A 16,035-nucleotide genomic window follows, 5' to 3' on the forward strand; every position below is an offset into this window, starting at 1 on the left:
CCAGGCCCGTGACAGCGGTCCTCGCGGCCCCGTCATGAAATGAGCCCTGGATGTCACTGCCCTTCGCCGATCGCCTCCCGCTCTCGCGACAGGCGGCCGACCGCGACGGCGTCGGGCGCTCGCGGCCCGCGCTCTTTGACGAGCTGCTCGCCGACTCCGCCGCCCGCGTGCTCGTCCTGCACCACGATCGCACGCTGGTCGCCGCCGACCGCCTGGTGCTGCGCCGCCCCGACGAGGTGACCGCCGGCATCCTGCGCCTCTACCTCGGCCGCACCACCGCCGCGGCGCCCGGGGAGCCCGCGGGCACCCCCGTCATCGCCACCGTCCTGACGGATGCGGGCGCCGCCGAGCTGGAGCCGGACGAGGACCGCTGGAGCGGCTTACGCCCGATTGCAGAGCGCCTCAGCGACCGCGATGCGGGGCTGTTCACCGAGGCCTTGGCTCTCGCGAACTGGCACGCCTCGCACGGCTACTCACCGCGCAACGGCGACCCGACCGTCGTCGAGCAGGGCGGCTGGGTGCGGCGCTCGCCGACAGACGGCAGCCAGGTCTTCCCGCGCACCGACCCGGCGATCATCGTCTGCGTGCTCGACGCTGACGACCGCCTCCTCCTCGGCTCGAACGCGATGTGGGGGACCGGCCGCTTCTCGTTGCTCGCCGGTTTCGTCGAGCCGGGCGAGTCGCTGGAGGCCGCGGTGATTCGGGAGATCGGTGAGGAGTCGGGGCTGCGCGTCGTCGACCCTCGGTACCTGGGTTCGCAGCCCTGGCCCTTCCCCTCCTCCCTCATGGTCGGCTTCAGCGCGCGCCTCGCCGGTGACCAGTCGCCCGAGGACCTGCTTCCGGACGGCGAGGAGATCGTGGAGCTGCGCTGGTTTACCCGGCAGCAGCTGCACGATTCGCTCGACTCGGTGCTCCTGCCCGGGCGCTCATCAATCGCCCGCGCGATGATCGAGGACTGGTACGGGGGCGAGCTCGAGAACGGCCCGATCGCGTGAGCCTGCTCGACGGCCTCGACGAGGGCCAGCGCGAGGCAGCGGAGGCGCTCCTGGGCCCTGTCTGCGTTCTCGCCGGCGCAGGCACGGGCAAGACCCGCACCATCACCCACCGCATCGCGCACGGAGTCGCGACCGGCGTCTACACGCCCGCCCGGGTGATGGCCCTCACCTTCACCAGCCGTGCCGCCGCCGAGCTGCGCTCGCGCCTGCGCGTGCTCGGGGCCGGCGCAGTCCAGGCGCGCACCTTCCACGCCGCCGCGCTCTCGCAACTGGGCTACTTCTGGCCGCAGCTGGTGGGCGGGACGATGCCGCAGCTGCTCGACGGGAAGGCGCGCCTGCTCGGGCACGCTGCGGAGCGCCTCCGCCTGAAGCTCGACACCGCCACACTGCGCGATCTGTCGGCCGAGATCGAGTGGCGGAAGGTGTCCGCTCTCTCCCTCGAGCAGTACGCCGTCGCCGCGAGCACCCGCCCGCTGCCCGGGAAGCTCACGCTGGAGCAGACCGTCGCGCTCGTGGACGAGTACGAGGGGCTGAAGGACCAGCGCCGCCAGATCGACTTCGAGGACGTGCTGCTGGTCACGGCCGGCATGCTCGAGTCGGAGCCCGCAATGGCGATGCAGGTGCGCGAGCAGTACCGCTTCTTCGTTGTCGACGAATACCAGGACGTCTCGCCCCTGCAGCAACGCCTCCTCGAGCTGTGGCTGGGCGATCGGAGCGACCTCTGCGTCGTCGGCGACGCCAGCCAGACCATCTACTCCTTCGCGGGGGCCCGCGCCGACTACCTCCTCGACTTCCCGGCCCGCTGGCCGGCGGCCACGGTGGTGCGCCTGGAGGAGAACTACCGCTCCGCCCTGCCGATCGTGCAGACCGCGAACCGGTTGATGCGCGGACGGCCCGGCGCGCTCTCCCTGCACGCGGTGACGGCTGGCGAGGCGCCCGAGCCGGCGATCGACGCCTACCCGGACGACATCGCGGAGGCGCGCGGCATCGCGGCGCGGGTCGCGGGCGATATCGAGGCGGGGGTGCGTGCCTCCGACATCGCGGTGCTCTTTCGCACCAACAGCCAGTCCGCCGTCATCGAGCACGCCCTGCACGAGCGTGGCGTGAGCGCGCATATGCGCGGTGGCAAGCGCTTCTTCGACCTGCCGGAGGTGAAGCAGGCCGTGATGCAGCTGCGCGCCGCCTCCGTCTCGATCAGCGGTGAGCCGCTGTTCAAGTCGGTGAGCGACGTCCTCCGCTCGCTCGGTTGGAGCGCTGAGCCGCCCGCCGCTCCCGGGGCGGTGCGCGATCGGTGGGAGTCGCTGGACACGCTGGCCCGCCTCGTCGATGAGGCCCCCGCGGACGGGAGCTTTCGCCACTTCACTGACGACCTGATCGCCCGCCAGCAGATGCACCACGAGCCCGACCGGGCAGCGGTCACGCTCGCGACACTGCACTCCGCTAAGGGCCTGGAGTGGGAGTCGGTGCATCTGATGGGGCTCGCGGAGGGTCTGCTGCCCATCTCGTACGCCGCCGGGCTCGAGGCGATTGATGAGGAGCGCCGCCTCCTCTACGTCGGGGTCACCCGCGCCCGCCGACGTCTGCGCCTCTCCTGGTCGCGCTCGAGCATCGGCCGTGTCACTCGGAGGGAGCCGTCGCGTTTCCTCGAAGAGCTCGGCACGCGCACTCGGGGTGCGGCTCCCGCTCCCGCAGGGTGAACGCTCCGGAGGCGTCGCTGTAGCTGCGCTCGGTCCCGCACAATCCACGCCAGCCGGCGATCAGCCGCCGCAGCACGACATCGGCGGCGGCCACGGCGATCGCCGCGCTCGACAGGGGTGTGCGGGTGGGCGCGGTGCGGCCGAGCACTTGGATCACCAGCCGCGCGCGGTCTGCGTCGAGGTCCATCCGGTGGCGTTCGGCGCAGTGCAGGCACGGACCGCGGCCCGGCTCGACGAGCGGCCCGAGGCGCACCGAGTCGTCGCCGAACACGACGGCCAGGTGCGGCACGTCGGCCGCCAGCCAGTGTGCGGCGCGGGAGGGAGCGACGGCGAAGTCGGCCACCAGCACCGCGAGCTCGGGTACTGCGTCCTCGGCGAGCAGGTCGCAGCCCTCGCTCCGGAGCAGCGTCCGCAGTGCGTCCGACGCCGCGCCGGCCCCCTCCACGACGACCCGGGGCGCCGGGGGAGGGGCGGGCTCGACGCTGCGCAGCAGCACGGGCCGCAGCGCCTCCAGCACCTCGTCGACGCGCGCTCCGCTCGCTCCGGCACGCATCGCGATCAGGCGGACGGTGCCCGCGCTGGTGCCCAGGCGCAGGGCGTCGAGCAGAAGCTCCTCCGGGTAGCCGATGCCGTCCAGCATCGCGTAGGGCCGGTCGAGGCCGACCTGCACGGCCGTCGCCGAGCGCCAGAGGAGGGGGAAGCGGGGGTCGAGCCTGAGGACCATCGGCCGATCATGGCCGAAATCGGCCCGGCGCCGCGCGGGTTGTCCACAGGCGGGCGTCGGACCGGCTGCTAAACGGGGTGGTTGCCCGTCGGGGAGGGGCCCCGATCGTCGTCGTCGGAGGGACCGGGAGCGTCCTCGGCCCCGCCGGAGGCATCGCCGGACCCGTCGGACGGACCACCGCCCTCGTTCGGCATGCTCCCGTTGAGCAGGTCCTCCAGCGCGCGGTCCATCTCGTCCGGCTCCGGAGTCTCGCCGCGTGCCTCGGCCGTGAGCCTGGCCACGAGTGCGCTCGGGTCGTCGAGATCGTCCGAGCCGGGGAGCAGGTCGGGGTGGGACCAGAGGGAGTCGCGCGCCTCGGGCCCGACCGCGTCCGTCACGGCCTGCCACATCGCGGCGGCGTCGCGCAGGCGCCGCGGACGCAGCTCTAGGCCGACCAGCGTCGCGAACGCCGACTCTGCGGGCCCTCCGGACGCGCGGCGGCGGCGGACCGTCTCGGCGATCGCCCCGGCGCTGGGCAGCCGGGTGGTCGCTGCCGCCGTGACGACGTCGACCCAGCCCTCGATCAGGGCGAGCACGGTTTCGAGGCGACCGTGTGCGGCGAGCTGCTCCTGCGTCTTCGGCGGGATGAGCGCGCCGGAGGTCATCGCGTCGCGCAGCTCCTCGGGGTTGGCCGGATCGAAGTTCGCGGCCAGCTCCTCGAGGCGCGTGGTGTCGATGCTGATGCCGCGTGCGAAGTCGGTGATCTGCGAGATGAGGGCCAGGCGGAGCCATTTGCCGTGGCGGAAGAGACGGGCGTGCGCGAGCTCGCGTACCGCCAGGTAGAGCTGCACCTGGTCGAGCGGGATGTCGAGGCCCTCGCCGAACGCGGCGACGTTTTGCGGCAGGACCGCGGCGTCGTTCTCCTCCAGCAGCGGGATGCCGATGTCGCCGCCCGAGACGACCTCGGCGGCGAGCTGACCGACGACCTGGCCCAGCTGCAGGGCGAACAGGGTCCCACCGATTCCGCGCATCATGCCCTCGGCGCCGGCGATCATCGCCTGCATCTCCTCCGGAGCCTGCTCGCGGAGCACGCGGGTCAGCGCGTCCGAGATGCTCAGCGCGACGGGCTCGGCGAGCTGCGTCCACACCGGCATGGTGAGCGTGATCCACTCGAGCCTGCTGATCGAGCGCGGCGTGCGGCTGAGCTCTGTCACGTACGCGACCTCGTCGAGCCAGAGCGCCGCGACCCCAAACGCGGCGTCGAGCGGCGCGCGCACGGCGTCGGACACGGGAGTGGACTCCGCCCGCGCCAGCTGCTTCGCCTGCTCGAGCGAGAGAGTCCAATTGACGCCTCCGTCCCCGTTCTGCTGCATCGCGCTTTGCAGCTGCGAGAGCAGGTTCTGCAGGGCCACCGGGTCGTTCGGCAGTCCCGCGGCACCCGCGAGCTGCGAAGGATCGACGGGGCCGTTCCCCGAGAGGAACTGCCGTAGCATCTCCCGGAACTCGTCCTCGGAGCCGCCGCCCGCTCGGTCCGCACTGTCGCCATCGGCCATCGGGATCAGCCCTCCGTCGTTCGGGTGGTTCGGTCGCCGCACCGCGTCCGCGGCCCTGCACAGGGCACCGGTTCCGGCGCGACTCCCAGTCGTGCAAGCTACGTTAGCCCGAGCGCCCGCGGCCTCGGCGTGCAGAGTGCCGCTCGGGCCCAGCCCGCTTCCGCCCGCCGCGAACATTCCGGCGGTGCCGCTCCACCGTTTCCAGAAAGGCCCCGTGTCGCTGTTCTCTGACGACCCGCGCCCCTCCTCCTCCGCGCGCCGTCCGTGGATCGGTCCGGTGGTCCTGCTCTCGGGTGTCGCCCTCATCGTCGGGTTGGGCGTCACGCCTGCCCCGTACGTCATCGAGCAGCCCGGACCCGTCTTCGACACCCTCGGCAGCAGTGGGGACGTACCACTCATCTCCATTCCGGACCGCACCACCTATCCCACGGCCGGAACACTCGACATGCTCACCGTCTCGGTCGTCGGTAATCCGCAGAGCTTGCCCACCTGGGTCGAGGTCGCGAGCGCGTGGTTCGACCGCACCAGGGCCGTCATCCCCGTCGACGCGATATTCCCTTCCTCCTCCACCGTCGAGGAGCGCGACGCGGCGAATCAGGCCGAGATGACAGACTCGCAGCAGGAGGCGATCGCCGCCGCACTCACCGAGCTCGGCTACCCCGTCGAGCAGCATGTCTCGGTCGTTCAGGTACCGGAGGGATCGCCGGCCGAGGGCGTCCTCGAGCCGGGCGACCGGATCCTCGCGGTCGCCGACACCGCCGTCGCCGACCCGAACGCCCTGCGCGCGACCCTGCAGACCCTCGGCACCGGCTCCCCGGTGCAGCTCAGCATCGAGCGCAACGGCGCGCAGCGAGAGGTACAGGTGACGCCTCGCGACTCCAACGGAGCGGCGGTGATCGGCGTCCTCCCTGGCGCCGCGTTCGAGTTCCCCTTTCGGGTCGAGATCGAGCTCGACCGTGTGGGCGGGCCCAGCGCCGGCATGATGTTCGCGCTCGGGATCATCGACAAGCTCACCGACGGCGAACTCACCGGCGGACAGAACGTCGCCGGGACCGGCACGATCGACGCGGCCGGCGAGGTCGGCGCCATCGGCGGCATCCGCCAAAAGCTCTATGGAGCGAAAAATGCCGGCGCGCAGTACTTCCTCGCGCCGAGCAGCAATTGCACGGAGGTCGTCGGCCACGTCCCCGACGGGCTCGACCTGGTGGCGGTGTCCACCCTCGACGACGCCCTTGCCGCACTGAGAGGCATCGCCGCCGGCGACACCTCCGGCCTCCCGGACTGCAGCACCGCCGCTCCGATCAACTGACGCCCGAGTGTCGAGCCCGCGGTCGACGCTCAGGTGAGCCGGACGCCCGTCGCCTAGCATGGGGGGCCTCCCCTCACATCTCGACAGCAAGAGGCCCCTACGTGAGTTCCACAGCAACCGAAACCCCGCCGCGGAAGAGACGGAGCGTCCTCGCCGTCACTGTCGTGGTGGTGGCCGTTCTGGTGGTGGCGTTCTTCGTCTTCGCCGGTCTATACACCGACATCCTCTGGTACGACCAGCTCGGCTTCCTTTCTGTGCTCACGACGCAGTGGGCGGCGGCGGGCGGACTTTTCGTCATCGGCTTCGTCGCGATGGCCGTGCCGGTATTCATCAGCCTGATGCTGGCGTACCGCCTCCGACCGGTCTACGCGAAGCTCAACTCGCAGATCGACCGCTACCAGCAGGTCGTGGAGCCGTTGCGGCGTCTGGCCATGCTGGGGATCCCCGCGGTGCTCGGTCTCTTCGCCGGCGTCTCCTCCGCCACCCGCTGGCAGACGAGCCTCACCTTCTGGAACCGCACGCCCTCGGGCCAGACGGACCCGCAGTTCGGGCTCGACACGTCGTTCTACCTCTTCGAGCTGCCCTTCTACCAGAGCATCGTCGGATTCGCGTCGGCAGTCCTGCTGATCTCGGCGTTCGCGACCCTCGCCACCGGGTACCTCTACGGTGCGATCCGGATCAACGGCCGCGAGATTCGCATCTCGAAGGCCTCGCGCATCCAGCTCGCGATCATTGCGGCCCTCTATCTGGCCGTGCAGGCCGTCAGCCTGTGGGTGGACCAGTATGCGACGCTCGCGAAGCAGGGCCCGCGGATCACCGGCGCCACCTACTCGACTGTCAACGCGACGATCCCGGGTCTGCAGATCCTCGCCGGTATCGCCGCCCTGGTCGCGGTCCTCTTCGTCGTCACCGCCTTCATTGGCCGCTGGCGCTTCCCGGTCATCGGCACCGCGCTGCTGATCGTGTCGAGCCTGCTTGTCGGCTCTCTCTATCCGTGGATCGTGCAGAAGTTCCAGGTCGAGCCGAACGAGCGCACACTCGAGCAGCCGTTCATCCAGAACAACATCGACATGACCCGCCAGGCCTACGGGGTGAGCGACGTCGACGTCATCCCCTATGACGCGACCACCGACGCCGAGCCGGGCGCCCTCCGCTCGGACGCCGAGACCACCGCGAACATCCGCATCCTCGACCCCGCCGTCGTCACCGATGCGTTCTCGCAGCTGCAGCAGTTCCGCCAGTACTACAAGTTCGGCGACACGCAGAATGCGCTCGACGTCGACCGTTACTCGATCAGCGGATCGACGCAGGACGCCGTCGTCGGCGTCCGCGAGCTGAACCTCAACGGCCTCGGCGCCAACCAGACCTGGTACAACCAGACGCTCGTCTACACCCACGGCTACGGCTTGGTCGCCGCATACGGCAACCAGCGTTCCGCCGACGGCGAGCCCGTGTTCATCGAGTCCGGCGTCCCGACGACCGGAAGCCTCGGCGACTACCAGCCCCGCGTCTACTTCGGCGAGAACTCGCCGCCGTACTCGATCGTCGGCGGCAACGACTCGCGCGACATCGAACTCGATTACCCCTCGGGCACCGACGGCGCCCAGCAGACCTACACGACCTTCAACGGCAACGGCGGACCCGCGCTCGACAACATCTTCAAGAAGCTCGTCTACGCCATCAAGTTCCAGTCGGAGCAGATCTTCCTCTCGGACGGCGTGAACGATGACTCGCAGATCCTTTACGACCGCGATCCCGTGCAGCGCGTGCAGAAGGTGGCGCCCTACCTCAAGCTCGACTCCGACGCCTACCCGACCGTCGTCGACGGCCGCGTGGTGTGGGTCGTCGACGGGTACACGACCTCGGCCGACTATCCGTATTCGGAGGTGCAGAGCCTCTCGCAGGCCATCGCCGACACGAGCACGCAGCAGCAGTTCCCGACCGACGACGTGAACTACATCCGCAACGCGGTGAAGGCCACCGTCGATGCGTACGACGGCAAGGTCACGCTCTACGCCTGGGACACCAAGGATCCGATCCTGCAGACCTGGGAGAAGATCTTCCCGGCCACGGTCAAGCCGGTGAGCGACATGTCCGCCCAGCTGCTCAGCCACGTCCGCTACCCGGAGGACCTGTTCAAGGTCCAGCGCGCGGTCCTCGGCACCTACCACGTCACCGACGCGGGATCGTTCTACTCCCGCGAGGACGCCTGGGCGACGCCGAACGACCCCACCAGCGGAGCCGCGACCGCGTCCGCCGCGACCGGCACCAGCCTGCAGCCGCCGTATTACCTGACGCTGCAAACACCGGATCAGGACGTCCCGTCGTACTCGCTGTATTCGACCTACATCCCCGCGAGCGTCCAGGGCGCGCAGGCCAGCCGCAACGTGCTGACCGGCTACCTCGTGGCCGACTCCGACGCCGGCTCGACGGCGGGCTCCGTGGCCGACGGCTACGGCACCCTCCGCCTGCTCGAGCTGCCGAAGGACGACACGGTTCCCGGCCCCGGCCAGGTGCAGAACGCATTCACCACGGATCCGACCGTCGCGAACGAGCTGAACATCCTCTCGCGCGGCGACACGACCGTGACGAGGGGCAACCTGCTCACCCTGCCGGTCGGCGGCGGTCTGCTCTACGTCCAGCCGATCTACGTGCGCTCCAACGGCGACACGAGCTTCCCGCTGCTGCAGAAGGTGCTGGTCGCGTTCGGTGACGACATCGCCTTCGAGGACACCCTCGATGCGGCCCTCGACAGCCTCTTCGGCGGCGACTCGGGAGCGGACGCGGGCGACACCGGCACGCCGACGACTCCGGACCCGGGCACGGCCTCGGGCGGTGACACCGGCGGCACGGGCACCGCGACCGGCGATCAGACGGCGCTCCAGCAGGCGTTGAACGATGCGCGCGACGCCCTCACCGCTCGCGCGACAGCCCTCAAGGCGGGCGACCTCACCGCGTTCGCGGCGGCCGACGAGCGGCTGACCGAGGCGCTCTCGCGGGCGCTGCAGGCTGAGGGCGGCCAGTAGCAGGCATGGTGCAGGTCGACCGCGGCGAGCACCTCCGCTCGGGGGAGTGGCTCGAGCTGAACCGCACGTACTGGGAGGGGCGCACCGGCGAGGGTGCGCTCCACCCGGAGCTCGTCGCCGCGGCGCTGGGCGCTGGCCAGCCCCGGATCCTGCAGCTCGGCTCGGGAGACGGGCTCGACGCGCTCGCGCTCGCGGAAGGCGGCGCTCAGGTGATCGGCGTCGACTTCTCGATGCCCGCCGTTCGGCGGGCCCGGGCTGCCGCAGCCGAGCGCGGCCTCGCCGGCTCCGCTCGCTTCGTCGGCACGAACCTCTACGAGCTGAGGCACATGCTGCCCGAGCCGGACTCCTTCGACGTCGTGCTGTGCAGCGCCGGCGTCGTCTCGTGGCTCCCCGACCTCAAGGAGTGGGCGCGGCTCATGGAGTGGTTCGTCACGCCGGGCGGCACGGTCCTCGTCGGCCGTGCGTCCGCCGCTTCAGCCGGTGCGGCGGGGGTGCGCACATGGAGCCGCTCGTCCGAGGACCTCGCGTCGGCACTCTCCGCCGTTGGCCTCAGCGTCGGCGAAGGTACCGTCCTGCGCGCCGCCAAGCCCGCCTGACGCCGCAGTCCCGATTCGGCACTCCGTCGATTTGCACCCGCTCTGCAACCCGTGTAACGTCTCCTCTTGTGCCGCGGGGTGGAGCAGTTCGGTAGCTCGCTGGGCTCATAACCCAGAGGTCGTAGGTTCAAATCCTGCCCCCGCAACAAGAAGGTGAAAGCCGGTCCCGAGAGGGGCCGGCTTTCGTCGTTAACGGCGCTCGCGTCTGTGCTCGCGTCTGTGCTGCCGTCTGTGCCGCGCCCGCGCTCCCGCTCGGGCTGCGATACCTCCGCTCCGCCGCGGGGCGACTCTGCGTCTCGCGCCAGCGCCGCCGCCCGCATGTCACTTCTGCGGAACTTTCTCGGACGGCTGCGTCTCCGTCTGCCTGTTCGAACACGACAACTTCGGCGGAAAGATGACCCAGCAGGATCCGAACCGGCGGACCCTCCGCGGCGACTGGTGGAACGATCAGGCGTCCAGCGTGGCCACGAACAAATACCCCACGAACGTCTACTCTGACGAGCGCTGTCACGGGTGCACCATGTTTCTCCCGGCGCGGTCGTTCGACCACTTTCTCCCCACTCGACACTGCGATGGTGATCCGCACAATCTGAATGACCAGATCAGCAGCTGGAGGATGTGGAGCGGCCGGGGCGGCGAGCGGTCTCCTGACGGTGCTGCTCGTCAGCGCTGGTCACGGCTGGGAACCCGTACTCTCCTCCTCCGCACCCTTGCTCGGGACCGTCGCGGGCCTGCTCACCGGGACGCTCGCGTCGGTGGCTCCAGCGCTGCGGGCCGCGTCGATCGACCCCGCTCGCGCCGTACGGGCCTGAGGGGCGCCGATATCATCCGCCCTCGATCACGCTGAGGATGTTGCCGGCCGGATCGCGGAACCAGCAGATGGTCGGCCCGTGGCCGCGCATGACCCCCGTCGCATCGGTCGGCAGCGACGGATCGTCGTAGATCGCCGTGACGACGCCCGCCGCGTTCAGCTCGGCGACCGCGGCGTCGATGTCCTCGACCGAGAAGTTCAGGATCGTGAACGACGCCGGCTCGTGATCCGGCTTCGGATACGCGATCGCCCGCCCGCCGCCCGGCAGCTCGATCTGCAGGATCCCCATCGCGTTCACCTCGACCTCGAGCCCGAGCACTCCGCCGTAGAAGGCCCGGGCAGCCGCCACATCGTCCACGCTGAAGCCGCTGAATGCCCGCTCGCTCCGGATCATCGCCGTCCCCCGTCCCGCGGCCGCCCCATCGCGTCCGCTCCGCCCCGGACGCTACTCCCGTCGAGCGCGCGCGTCACTGCCGGATCCAAGAAACCGCTGACCGCGCCGTTGCCTCACCGCCTCGCGACAGACGAGCGCACGCAGCGCACTGCACCGTGCCATCGGGTGTGTCGAAGCGACCCACCGCGTTAGGCTCGATCGCGATGCGAGGGGTGTTGCTGTGAGGGATGAACACGGGGTCGACGGCTCGAACGAGGGAGTCGGCGCTCAACCGACCCGCCGGAGCCTACGGCAGGCGCCGCACGCGCTCCCCGCGGCACGGGTCGCCACTCCGGTGCTCACCCCGATCCGTCCTGCCCGGCGCCGCCGCGGCCGCGTCTTCCGCAGCACGGTCAGCACCGTCGCCCTCGCCGCGATCGCCGGACTGGTCGCCGTCTCGGCGCTCCCCGCCTACTCGTTCACCCCGGCGCCCGATTCGCAGGTCGCCGTCGAAGCGGCCGCCCGCGTGCAGGCGCTCGGCAATCAGAAGCTCACTGTCGCGCCGACTGCGCTGCAGGAGCAGGTGATCCGCGACTCCTTCACCGCGCCGACCCAGGCTCAGCTCGACGAGGCCGCCGCTCAGGCGCGCGCGCTCGCCGCGGCGGAGCAGGCCGCGCGCGACGCCGAGACCGCCCGCCTCGCTCGGGAGGCGCAGGCCGCGGCCGGCACGGCGGCCACCACCGGGGGCGGCTCCAGCACCGCCGCGGGCAGTGGCGGCTCCAGCACCTCGGTCACCCCGCGCGAGGAGGGCGACGACTACCCCTGGCGCAACCAGCTCACCGACAGCCAGGGCGGTGGCCTCTCGCCGCTGCGGTACTACTACCGCGAGTGCGTCGACTTCGTCGCCTGGCGGATCAACCGCGACCAGGGCTCGACGGGCGCACCCTTCAAGTGGACCTGGGGCAACCTGACCCCGGGCGGTGGCAGCGCATATGCATGGGCCGGCCAGTGGGCCTCGCACGGCTGGGTGACCAGCAGCACGCCCGTCCCGGGAGCGGTCGCCTGGTTCACCGGCAACCACGTCGCCTACGTTCAGGCGGTCAACTCCGACGGCTCGGTCTCACTCGAGGAGTACAACTGGGGTAACGACCACGCATACCACAAGCGCACCATCCCCGCCTCGCAGGTCGCGCTGTTCCTCTACCCGCCGAGTTGATGCCCGGCGCCGTCGGCATGGCCGTCGCGCAGTTCGCCCCGACTTCCGACCGCGAGGCCAATCTCGCCGTCATCGGGCGGCTGGCCCGGGTGGCCGTCGCGCGCGGCGCGAGCCTGGTGGTGCTGCCGGAGTACAGCTCCGCCTTCACTGATCCGCTAGGCCCCGAGCTGGTCGCGGCCGGTGAGAGCCTCGATGGAGCGTTCGTGCAGGGTCTCGCGGCTCTCGCCCGCGAGCTCCGGATCCATCTGGTGGCGGGCATGGTCGAAGCCGTCGATGGCCGCCGCATCGCCAATACCCTGGTCGCCGTCGACCCCGAGGGCGCCCTCGTCGCCCGCTACCGCAAGCTGCATCTCTACGATGCGTTCGGGCAGACGGAGTCGGGGTGGGTCGTGCCCGGTGAGATCGCGGCGCCCGAGACCTTCGACGTCGGCGGCCTCCTCGTCGGGCTGCAGACCTGCTACGACCTGCGCTTCCCCGAGGTGAGCCGCTGGCTGGTGGACGCCGGAGTCGACGTGATCGCGGCGCCGGCCGAGTGGGTGCGCGGCCCGCTCAAGGAGGCGCACTGGCGGACGCTGGTCACCGCGCGCGCCCTCGAGAACACGGTGTATCTCGTCGCGGCCGACCAGACGCCGCCGATCGGGGTCGGCGCGAGCATGGTCGTCGATCCGATGGGCGTCGAGATCGCGACCCTCGGCGAGGTCGAGGACGTGGCGGTCGCCTGGGTCTCGCGCGAGCGGATCGACGCGGCGCGCGAGAAGAACCCCGCGCTGTCGCTCCGACGCTTCCGAGTGCAGCCGCTCTGATCCGCCACCGGTGCCTTTCGGGCTTCAGCGCCCCATTCGCGCCAGGCCGGCGACAGCCGCCTCCAGCACCTCGAATCGCTTGCAGAACGCGAAGCGCACGAGCGAGCGGTACGCAGCGGCCTCCTCGGGTCGGCAGAACGCCGACACTGGAACGGCCACCACTCCGGCGAGCCCCGGGAGTGCCCGGCAGAGCGCGACGCCGTCGTCGTAGCCCAGCGGAGCGGCGTCCGCGACGACGAAGTAGCCGCCCGAGGACCCCGCGACTCCGAAGCCCGCAGTGGCCAGGCCCGCCGACAGCAGGTCCTTCTTAGCCGAGAGGGTCTGCGCGACCCCGGTGAAGAAGGAGTCGGGGAGCCCGAGCCCCAGGGCCACGGCCCCCTGGAACGGCGAACCGCTGACGTAGGTGAGGAACTGCTTCACCGCGAGCACGGCCGTGATGAGCTCGCGCGGGCCGGTCACCCAGCCGATCTTCCAGCCCGTCGTGCTGAAGGTCTTGCCCGCGGAGGAGATCGAGAGCGTCCGCTCGAAGGCCCCGGGGAGCGTCGCGAGCGGGACGTGCGGGGTGTCGAAGCGCAGGTGCTCGTAGACCTCGTCCGTCACGATCACGGCGTCGTGCCGCTCGGCGAGCCGCACGATCAGCTCGCGGGTCTCGGCCGGGAGGACGGCTCCGGTCGGGTTGTGCGGGTCGTTCACCAGGATGACGCGGGTCCGGTCGGTCACGGCCGCGATCAGCTCGTCGTGGTCGAGCGTGAAGGAGGGGCCGCGCAGGAGTACGGTGCGGTGGACCCCGCCGGCGAGAGCGATCAGCGCGCCGTAGGCGTCGTAGTGCGGGGTGAAGGTGACCACCTCGTCGCCCGGTTCGAGCAAGGCCAGAAGTGAGGCGGCGAGGGCCTCGGTCGCGCCCGTGGTGACCAGGACTTCGCCGTCGGGGTCGAGGGAGATCCCGCGGAACCGCAGCTGGTGCGCGGCGATCGCCTCGCGCAGGACGGGGAAGCCCGGCCCCGGCGGGTACTGGTTGAGTCCGGACGCAATGGCGTCGCGAGCCGCGTCGAGGATCTCGCGCGGACCGTCCTCGTCCGGGAAGCCCTGACCGAGGTTCACCGCCCCCGTACGCAGGGCGAGGGCGCTCATCTCGCTGAAGACGGTGGCGGCGACCTCGCCGCGGGGGCCGAGAAGGCCTGCTCCTGCGGCGGCACGGGTCCAGGATCCGGGAATGCTCACGCCTCCAGTGTGCCCGCCCGGGCGGCATCACCGACTTCATTTCCCGCTCGCAGGCTGGTCATAAGAAACCCCCAGGTATAATCGCCAAGCTAACCTCGCTTGGAAGGAGCAGCACCCATGACCGAGAGTCACGAGGGTCCTCGTCAGCCGGAGGAACCCACCATGCCGACGGAGTCCGGCGCCCGAGAGGCGACCGAGCGCATCCACGGCGAGAGTTCCGGAGCGTCCACCGGGCCCACCGAGCCGATCCACCCGGGTGCAGCGCACCGCGAGGGTGAGAACACGACCGTCCCGTACCCCTCCTCCTCCGCCTCCGCCCCGCAGCCGCCGTACACGCCGAACGCGACGGCGGGGAATGAGGCGCAGCCCGTCTCGCAGGCCGCTCGCTACGGTGAGTTCGCGCCGCCCGCAGCACATACCCTGCACGGCTCCGAGGAGCCGTCCATCTCGAGTTCCTTTGGGCCCGGTGCCGAGTACACGCCCGCAGCCACTGCCACGAAGCGCCGGGCCGGAGTGGGCGTCGTCGCGGCGCTCGCCATCGGCGCGGTCGTCGGTGGAGTCGCCGGAGCCGGCGTGTTCGGCCTCTGGTCCGCCTCCAACGGCTCGGCCACCCGCGTAGTCTCTTCCGGCGGCCCGCAGACGATCACGGTCAACAACGCTGACGACGCGACGACCGCCGCGGCGGTCGCCGCCAAAGCGACTCCGAGTGTCGTCACCATCGCGGTGAGCGGCAGCTCCTCCGCCGGCACCGGCTCCGGCATCGTGCTCTCGAAGGACGGCTACGTCCTCACCAACACGCACGTCGTCACGCTCGACGGTGAGATCGCCAACGGCACCGTCTCGGTCACCGCCAGCGACGGCCGGATCTTCACCGCGACCGTCGTGGGCACCGACCCGACGCTGGATCTCGCCGTCATCAAGCTGAACGGTGCGACCGACCTCAGCCCGATGACCTTCGCGGATTCGAGCACGATCAACGTCGGCGATACGGCCGTTGCCATCGGCGCTCCGCTCGGACTCTCCGGCACCGTGACCGACGGCATCGTCAGCGCGCTGAGCCGCAGCATCCAGGTCGCCTCCTCGGCCGCTCCGGAGCAGTCGGGCGACAGCTCGAGCGGCGGCACCGAGCGCCCGTTCAACTTCGACATCCCGGGCCAGCAGCAGCCCACTCAGGCCAAGAGCACGATCTCGCTCCCCGTCATCCAGACGGACGCGGCCATCAACCCGGGCAATTCCGGTGGTGCGTTGCTCAACAGCGACGGCGAACTCATCGGCGTGAACGTCGCGATCGCAAGCGCAGGCCAGTCCTCCTCGAGCGGCCAGTCCGGCAACATCGGAGTCGGCTTCGCGATCCCCAGCGCGGTCGCCCAGCGCATCGCGAAGGAGATCATCGCCAACGGCTCGGCCTCGCACGGCCTGCTCGGCGCGAGCGTCTCCGACTCCACGGCGGCTGTGCTCGGCGCGCGCATCGAGGACGTCTCGGGCGGTGGCGCCGCGCAGGCGGCCGGCCTGGCCAAGGGCGACATCGTCACTGCGATCGGTGGCACCCCGATCACGAGCGCGTCGGACCTTACCGCGCAGGTCCGCGCGCAGGCCGCGAACTCCGAGGTCGAGCTGACCTACACTCGCAGCGGCCAGAGCTATCAGGCGAAGGCGACGCTGGGCCAGATGGCCGCCAGCTGAGCCGCAGCACCATCCGCAGCCCCCGAGGATCCGTCCTCGGGGGCTGTTG

Annotated in this window: 13 protein-coding genes, 1 tRNA gene and 1 pseudogene; 11 read left to right on the plus strand and 4 right to left on the minus strand. The window is 70.9% G+C overall.

The window, feature by feature from the left end; translation table 11 throughout:
- Positions 1–50: 50 nt before the first annotated feature.
- Together nudC and C1O28_RS03480 are read left to right on the plus strand one after the other, a co-directional pair.
- Positions 51–995 carry an NAD(+) diphosphatase gene (gene nudC / locus C1O28_RS03475; RefSeq protein WP_097166575.1) on the plus strand — a complete coding sequence of 315 codons (945 nt, stop codon included), beginning with the start codon at positions 51–53 and terminating at the stop codon, positions 993–995.
- On the plus strand, positions 956–2,692 hold the full coding sequence (locus C1O28_RS03480) for an ATP-dependent helicase (protein WP_202129498.1): 1,737 nt from the start codon (positions 956–958) through the stop codon (positions 2,690–2,692). Before nudC ends, C1O28_RS03480 begins: the two co-directional genes overlap by 40 nt.
- Here C1O28_RS03480 and C1O28_RS03485 read toward each other — a convergent pair.
- Both C1O28_RS03485 and C1O28_RS03490 read right to left on the minus strand, forming a co-directional pair.
- Positions 2,613–3,416, minus strand: coding sequence for a hypothetical protein (locus C1O28_RS03485; RefSeq protein WP_097166573.1), 804 nt, complete (start codon positions 3,414–3,416; stop codon positions 2,613–2,615). The two genes, C1O28_RS03480 and C1O28_RS03485, sit on opposite strands and share 80 nt — an antisense overlap.
- Positions 3,417–3,484: 68 nt before the next feature.
- Positions 3,485–4,948, minus strand: coding sequence for a zinc-dependent metalloprotease (locus C1O28_RS03490; RefSeq protein ID WP_097166572.1), 1,464 nt, complete (start codon positions 4,946–4,948; stop codon positions 3,485–3,487).
- 214 nt (positions 4,949–5,162) lie between these two features.
- On the opposite strand from C1O28_RS03490, the gene C1O28_RS03495 reads away from it, so the two are divergent.
- From C1O28_RS03495 to C1O28_RS15555, 6 genes and pseudogenes are all read left to right on the plus strand, one after another.
- Positions 5,163–6,257: a YlbL family protein gene (locus tag C1O28_RS03495; RefSeq protein ID WP_097166571.1), complete on the plus strand. Its 1,095-nt coding sequence runs from the start codon at positions 5,163–5,165 to the stop codon at positions 6,255–6,257.
- Positions 6,258–6,358: 101 nt separating this feature from the next.
- Positions 6,359–9,283, plus strand: coding sequence for a UPF0182 family membrane protein (locus C1O28_RS03500; protein ID WP_181025732.1), 2,925 nt, complete (start codon positions 6,359–6,361; stop codon positions 9,281–9,283).
- A 5-nt stretch (positions 9,284–9,288) separates the two neighbouring features.
- Positions 9,289–9,879, plus strand: coding sequence for a class I SAM-dependent methyltransferase (locus C1O28_RS03505; protein ID WP_097166570.1), 591 nt, complete (start codon positions 9,289–9,291; stop codon positions 9,877–9,879).
- Between the two features lie 72 nt (positions 9,880–9,951).
- Positions 9,952–10,025, plus strand: a tRNA-Met gene (locus C1O28_RS03510).
- Positions 10,026–10,243: 218 nt separating this feature from the next.
- Positions 10,244–10,393, plus strand: a pseudogene (locus tag C1O28_RS16040) (peptidase inhibitor family I36 protein); the annotation flags it as partial.
- A 79-nt stretch (positions 10,394–10,472) separates the two neighbouring features.
- Positions 10,473–10,691 carry a hypothetical protein gene (locus C1O28_RS15555; RefSeq protein WP_237398034.1) on the plus strand — a complete coding sequence of 73 codons (219 nt, stop codon included), beginning with the start codon at positions 10,473–10,475 and terminating at the stop codon, positions 10,689–10,691.
- Between the two features lie 12 nt (positions 10,692–10,703).
- Here the strand turns inward: C1O28_RS15555 and C1O28_RS03520 are convergent, their stop codons facing one another.
- Positions 10,704–11,084, minus strand: coding sequence for a VOC family protein (locus C1O28_RS03520; RefSeq protein WP_097166568.1), 381 nt, complete (start codon positions 11,082–11,084; stop codon positions 10,704–10,706).
- Positions 11,085–11,304: 220 nt separating this feature from the next.
- Between C1O28_RS03520 and C1O28_RS03525 the strand changes: the two genes are divergently transcribed.
- Both C1O28_RS03525 and C1O28_RS03530 read left to right on the plus strand, forming a co-directional pair.
- Positions 11,305–12,279: a CHAP domain-containing protein gene (locus C1O28_RS03525; RefSeq protein WP_097166567.1), complete on the plus strand. Its 975-nt coding sequence runs from the start codon at positions 11,305–11,307 to the stop codon at positions 12,277–12,279.
- Entirely contained in the window at positions 12,279–13,082 is an 804-nt protein-coding gene (locus C1O28_RS03530) for a carbon-nitrogen hydrolase family protein (protein WP_097166566.1), read from the plus strand. The genes C1O28_RS03525 and C1O28_RS03530 overlap by 1 nt, the downstream gene beginning before the upstream one ends.
- Positions 13,083–13,106: 24 nt before the next feature.
- Here C1O28_RS03530 and C1O28_RS03535 read toward each other — a convergent pair whose 3' ends face one another.
- Positions 13,107–14,303 (minus strand): aminotransferase class I/II-fold pyridoxal phosphate-dependent enzyme, encoded by a 1,197-nt coding sequence (locus C1O28_RS03535; protein WP_097166565.1) that lies wholly within the window; start codon positions 14,301–14,303, stop codon positions 13,107–13,109.
- A gap of 117 nt (positions 14,304–14,420) precedes the next feature.
- Here C1O28_RS03535 and C1O28_RS03540 point away from each other — a divergent pair, with 117 nt between their 5' ends.
- Positions 14,421–15,986: a S1C family serine protease gene (locus tag C1O28_RS03540; RefSeq protein WP_097166564.1), complete on the plus strand. Its 1,566-nt coding sequence runs from the start codon at positions 14,421–14,423 to the stop codon at positions 15,984–15,986.
- Positions 15,987–16,035: the final 49 nt, after the last annotated feature.

Origin of the sequence: Rathayibacter rathayi, assembly GCF_004011095.1 — a bacterium.
Lineage (GTDB): Bacteria > Actinomycetota > Actinomycetes > Actinomycetales > Microbacteriaceae > Rathayibacter > Rathayibacter rathayi.

Bases quoted from the DNA above. Each gene is read 5' to 3' on its own strand.
- C1O28_RS03505 (WP_097166570.1), top strand. From the start codon at position 9,289: ATGGTGCAGGTCGACCGCGGCGAGCACCTCCGCTCGGGGGAGTGGCTC.
- C1O28_RS03485 (WP_097166573.1), bottom strand. From the start codon at position 3,416: ATGGTCCTCAGGCTCGACCCCCGCTTCCCCCTCCTCTGGCGCTCGGCG.
- C1O28_RS03530 (WP_097166566.1), top strand. From the start codon at position 12,279: ATGCCCGGCGCCGTCGGCATGGCCGTCGCGCAGTTCGCCCCGACTTCC.
- nudC (WP_097166575.1), top strand. From the start codon at position 51: ATGTCACTGCCCTTCGCCGATCGCCTCCCGCTCTCGCGACAGGCGGCC.
- C1O28_RS03490 (WP_097166572.1), bottom strand. From the start codon at position 4,948: ATGGCCGATGGCGACAGTGCGGACCGAGCGGGCGGCGGCTCCGAGGAC.
- C1O28_RS15555 (WP_237398034.1), top strand. From the start codon at position 10,473: ATGACCAGATCAGCAGCTGGAGGATGTGGAGCGGCCGGGGCGGCGAGC.
- C1O28_RS03520 (WP_097166568.1), bottom strand. From the start codon at position 11,084: ATGATCCGGAGCGAGCGGGCATTCAGCGGCTTCAGCGTGGACGATGTG.
- C1O28_RS03540 (WP_097166564.1), top strand. From the start codon at position 14,421: ATGACCGAGAGTCACGAGGGTCCTCGTCAGCCGGAGGAACCCACCATG.